Annotated in this window: 5 protein-coding genes; all 5 read right to left on the bottom strand. The window is 65.0% G+C overall.

Features of this window, described 5'->3' with window-relative positions; all coding sequences use genetic code 11:
* Positions 1 to 121: 121 nt before the first annotated feature.
* A complete protein-coding gene (locus ACTJI6_RS19425; protein WP_440803038.1) occupies positions 122 to 1,696 on the bottom strand; it encodes a GMC family oxidoreductase in 1,575 nt (524 codons plus the stop codon).
* A gap of 13 nt (positions 1,697 to 1,709) precedes the next feature.
* Positions 1,710 to 2,231 carry a Twin-arginine translocation pathway signal gene (locus tag ACTJI6_RS19420; protein ID WP_126155975.1) on the bottom strand — a complete coding sequence of 174 codons (522 nt, stop codon included), beginning with the start codon at positions 2,229 to 2,231 and terminating at the stop codon, positions 1,710 to 1,712.
* Positions 2,232 to 2,287: 56 nt separating this feature from the next.
* Positions 2,288 to 2,683 (bottom strand): VOC family protein, encoded by a 396-nt coding sequence (locus tag ACTJI6_RS19415; protein ID WP_440803036.1) that lies wholly within the window; start codon positions 2,681 to 2,683, stop codon positions 2,288 to 2,290.
* A gap of 83 nt (positions 2,684 to 2,766) precedes the next feature.
* Positions 2,767 to 3,057: a ribbon-helix-helix domain-containing protein gene (locus tag ACTJI6_RS19410; RefSeq protein ID WP_126155973.1), complete on the bottom strand. Its 291-nt coding sequence runs from the start codon at positions 3,055 to 3,057 to the stop codon at positions 2,767 to 2,769.
* 152 nt (positions 3,058 to 3,209) lie between these two features.
* A partial coding sequence (tuf, locus tag ACTJI6_RS19405; RefSeq protein WP_440801977.1) for an elongation factor Tu occupies positions 3,210 to 4,385 on the bottom strand: 1,176 nt, incomplete at its 5' end.

Raw genomic sequence — 4,385 nt, 5'->3', positions numbered from 1 at the left:
CGGGGCAGGTCGGCAACGGTCAGTCCGATATGGTCGATCATGGCGGTCTCCTTATTCCGATGCGCCGTTATGGCACCGGCGTGCTGACAGATGATGTCAGCACAGCCAGGAGACCGCAGGATCAGACGTTGCCCGCCGCCATCTCCTTCGCGATATGGTCGGCCTGCCGGATCGCCAAAGCGACGATGGTCAGCGTCGGGTTTTCCGCCGCGCCGGTGGTGAACTGGCTGCCGTCCGAGACGAACAGGTTCGAGACCTCATGCGCGCGGCCGTTGCGGTTCACGACGCCGTCCTCGGGCTTTTCCGACATGCGGTTAGTGCCCAGGTTGTGGGTCGAGGGATAGGGCGGCGTCGGCAGGATCCGGGTGGCGCCCACCGCCTTGTAGATCGCCTGACCCTGCTGATAGGCATGGTTGCGCATCGCGATGTCGTTCGGATGGTCGCTGAAATTCACGTTCGCGACCTTCAGGCCGAACTTGTCCTCGGTGTCGGACAGGGTGACGCGGTTGTCGGCCTGGGGCATGTCCTCGCCCACGATCCACATCCCCGCCATGTTCTCATAGCTATCAAGCGCGGTGGTGAATTCCCGCCCCCAGGCACCGGGATCCAGGAAGGCCGCCATGAAGGGCAGGCCCAGAGACAGGGTTTCCAGTTCATACCCGCCGACGAAGCCGCGCGAGGGATCGTGCCGGGCCTCGTCGCGGATGATCCCGGCCATGGTCGTGCCGCGCCACATCTTCACCGGATGTTCGAAGGTCGCATAGACCGACCCGGTGGTATGGCGCATATAGTTGCGCCCGACCTGGCCCGAGCCGTTGGCCAACCCGTTCGGGAACATGCTGCTGTGCGAATTCAGCAGCAGGCGCGGCGATTCGAAGCTGTTCCCGGCCACCGCGACGATGCGGGCCTTTTGCAGTTGAAGGTTGCCGTCCTTGTCGAAATATTCGACCCCCGTCACCTTGCCGCTGTCGTCATGCAGGATCCGGGCGGCATGGGCATGGTCGCGCACCTCCAGGTTGCCCGTCGCCTCTCCGTTCGGGATGTCGGTATAGGCGGCCGACCATTTCGCGCCCCATTTGCAGCCCTGGAAGCAGAAGCCCGTCTGCTGGCAGGACATGCGCCCGTCGTAATCGGCGCTGTTGATCGCCATGTTGCCGGTATGGACATCCTTGTAGCCGATGGCATGGGCGCCCTTCTCGAACACCTTGTAATTGTTGTTGCCCGGCAGGCGGGCGCGGCCGCCGGTGCCGGTCACGCCCAGCTTGGCCTCGGCCTTGTCGTACCAGGGCGCCATCTCGGCGGTGTCCAGCGGCCAGTCCAGCAGGTTCGCGCCCTGAACCTCGCCATAGGTGCTGCGCGCCTTCCATTCGTGATCCTGGAACCGCAGCGAGGCGCCTGCCCAATGAATGCTGGTGCCGCCCACCGCCTTGACGATCCAGGCGGGAAGGCCGGAAAAGTCCTTGGCGACCCGCCAGTCGCCGCTGGTCGTGCGCGGATCGGTCCAGGCCAGCTGGCCAAAGCTTTCCCATTCGTCGTTGATGTAATCCTCGGGCAGATAGCGCCCGCCCGCTTCCAGCGCGACGACCTTGACGCCCTTCTGCGCCAGCTCGTTGGCCAGCACCCCGCCGCCCGAGCCGGTGCCCACGATGACGACCACGCTGTCGTCGGTCAGTTCGAATTTGGCTGCCTTCGCCATGGTCCCTGCCCCCTCACAACCAGTCGATGTCGTCGAAGCCGCGGTCGATATAGCCGCCCTTCGAGAAGGACTCGCCCTCATAGCCGAAGATCGGCCAGACGTCCTTCTGGTTATAAAGCCCCGTCACCAGCCCGCCGCGCACGGTCTGGAAGAAGGGCGTCTCCTCGATGCTGCGCAGGATCGCCACACGCTCGTCCTCCCAGCCGGCGGCCAGGTAGGTGTCGAAGCCCGCCTGCCGGGCGGCGGCATCCAGGGCCGCGATGCCTTCGGTCACCAGTTGCTTCTGTTCCGCCGTGTCATAGGACTTGACCGCCACCGCATAGAAGCGGTCGCCGACCCGGTCATGCGGATAGATGTCGCGGGCCATCTGCAACAGCGTCGCCATCTCATGCTCGCCGATGGCCGTGACCTCGACGGCCCAGGCGGCGTCCGGCGCGGCGATGAAGCCCGGCCCGGCGACCGCCAGCGCCCCAGCCGCCACGGCGCGCGACAGAAGCGCACGCCGGGTCAAGCCCTGCTTGTTCAAACGGGTCATGTTTCCTCCTCCCTTGGTCTCGCGCGCCTGGGGTCTCCCCTCCCCGGCGGCGCACGCTATTTGTAGCGGCCGCCCCGCTGGATCACCTCGATCTGGTATCCGTCGGGATCGGCGATGAAGAAGAACCGCGCGATCACCTCGCCGCCGGGCGCGAAGTCCACCAGCTTGCGCGGCGCGAAGCCCTCGGATTCCAGCCGGGCGTGCAGCGCGTCCAGGTCATCGACGGTAAAGGCGACATGGCCATAGCCGTCGCCCAGGTCGTAAGGCTGGGTCCGGCCCTTGTTGACGGTCAGCTCCAGCTCGGTCTCGCTTTCGCCGTTGGCCAGATAGATCAGGGTGAATTCCGGGAAATCCAGCCGCTCGGCGACCTTCAGCCCGAAGCAGCGGTCGTAGAATTCGACCGAACGCGCCTCGTCCAGAACGCGGATCATCGAGTGGACGTATTTCGCCATGCCAAGCCTCCGTAGCCTTTTCTTCTCCTCAGGCTAGGGAATCGCGGAACGGGGCGGGTAGTAACGGATTACTACAGGCGTTTTTATTCGGCGGCGATGGCCTGGGGCAGGTGCTGGTCCTCGCCCAGGTGGATCGTGCAGGCGCAACGCAGCAACGAGGTGAAGTTGCGCGCCTCGCCATGCAGTTCCAGAACCTCGGCGTGCAGCTTGGAAATGAAGGCGGGCGTCGTCACCCCCTGCCGGGCGGCGATGTCGTCCAGGATGCGCCAGAAGGCCCGTTCCAGCCGGATCGAGGTCGATTGCCCGTTCAGCCGCAGACGGCGGGTCACGGTTTCATAGCGGTCGGGATCCTGGCCCGCGAAGATCTGGCACATCAGCTTGATCCGGCAACTTCGGTGATGCCCATTCTTGCGCCGGATGGTCGTGTGGGTCAACGCGCTTGCTGCGCGCCCCTCCAGAAGGACCAATCGAAAAAGGCCGCCTCCTTATGGGAGACGGCCCTTTTGGGTGTGGTGTTTGGGTCAGATCACTTGATGATCTTCGAGACCACGCCGGCGCCGACGGTGCGGCCGCCTTCGCGGATCGCGAAGCGCAGCTTTTCCTCCATCGCGATCGGCGCGATCAGCTCGACCTCGAACTTCAGGTTGTCGCCCGGCATCACCATCTCGGTGCCCTCGGGCAGCTTCACCGTCCCGGTCACGTCCGTCGTGCGGAAGTAGAACTGCGGGCGATAGTTCGCGAAGAACGGCGTGTGGCGGCCGCCTTCCTCCTTGGTCAGGATATAGGCCTCGGCCTCGAAGGTCGTGTGCGGGTTCACCGATTTCGGCTTGCACAGCACCTGGCCGCGCTCGACACCGTCGCGGTCGATGCCGCGCAGCAGGACGCCCACGTTGTCGCCGGCCTCGCCGCGATCCAGCAGCTTGCGGAACATCTCGACGCCGGTGCAGGTGGTCTTCTTGGTGTCGCGGATGCCCACGATCTCAAGCTCGTCGCCCACGTTCACCGCGCCGCGCTCGATCCGGCCGGTCACGACCGTGCCGCGGCCCGAGATCGAGAACACGTCCTCGATCGGCATCAGGAAGGGCTGGTCCACGGCGCGCTCGGGCGTCGGGATGTATTCGTCGACCGCCGCGATCAGCGCGCGGATCGAATCCTCGCCGATCGCCTGGTCGCGGCCTTCCAGAGCGGCCAGCGCCGAGCCCTTGATGATCGGAATGTCGTCGCCCGGATAGTCGTAGGAGGACAGAAGCTCGCGCACCTCCATCTCGACCAGTTCCAGCAGCTCCTCGTCATCGACCTGGTCGACCTTGTTGAGGTAGACGACCATGTAGGGGATGCCCACCTGGCGGCCCAGCAGGATGTGCTCGCGCGTCTGCGGCATCGGGCCGTCGGCGGCGTTCACCACCAGGATCGCGCCGTCCATCTGCGCCGCGCCGGTGATCATGTTCTTCACATAGTCCGCGTGGCCGGGGCAGTCCACGTGGGCGTAGTGGCGGTTTTCCGATTCGTATTCCACATGCGCGGTCGAGATCGTGATCCCCCGAGCCCGCTCCTCGGGCGCGCCGTCGATCTGGTCATAGGCGCGGAATTCGCCGAAATACTTCGTGATCGCAGCCGTCAGCGTCGTCTTGCCGTGGTCAACGTGACCAATCGTGCCAATGTTGACGTGCGGTTTCGTCCGTTCAAACTTTGCCTTTGCCAT

The sequence above is a fragment of the Paracoccus sp. 22332 genome (assembly GCF_052045125.1).
GTDB classification, from domain to species: Bacteria; Pseudomonadota; Alphaproteobacteria; order Rhodobacterales; family Rhodobacteraceae; genus Paracoccus; species Paracoccus haematequi_A.
Note: the sequence above shows the minus strand (reverse complement) of the source record. Positions and strands in the feature narration are given on the sequence as shown.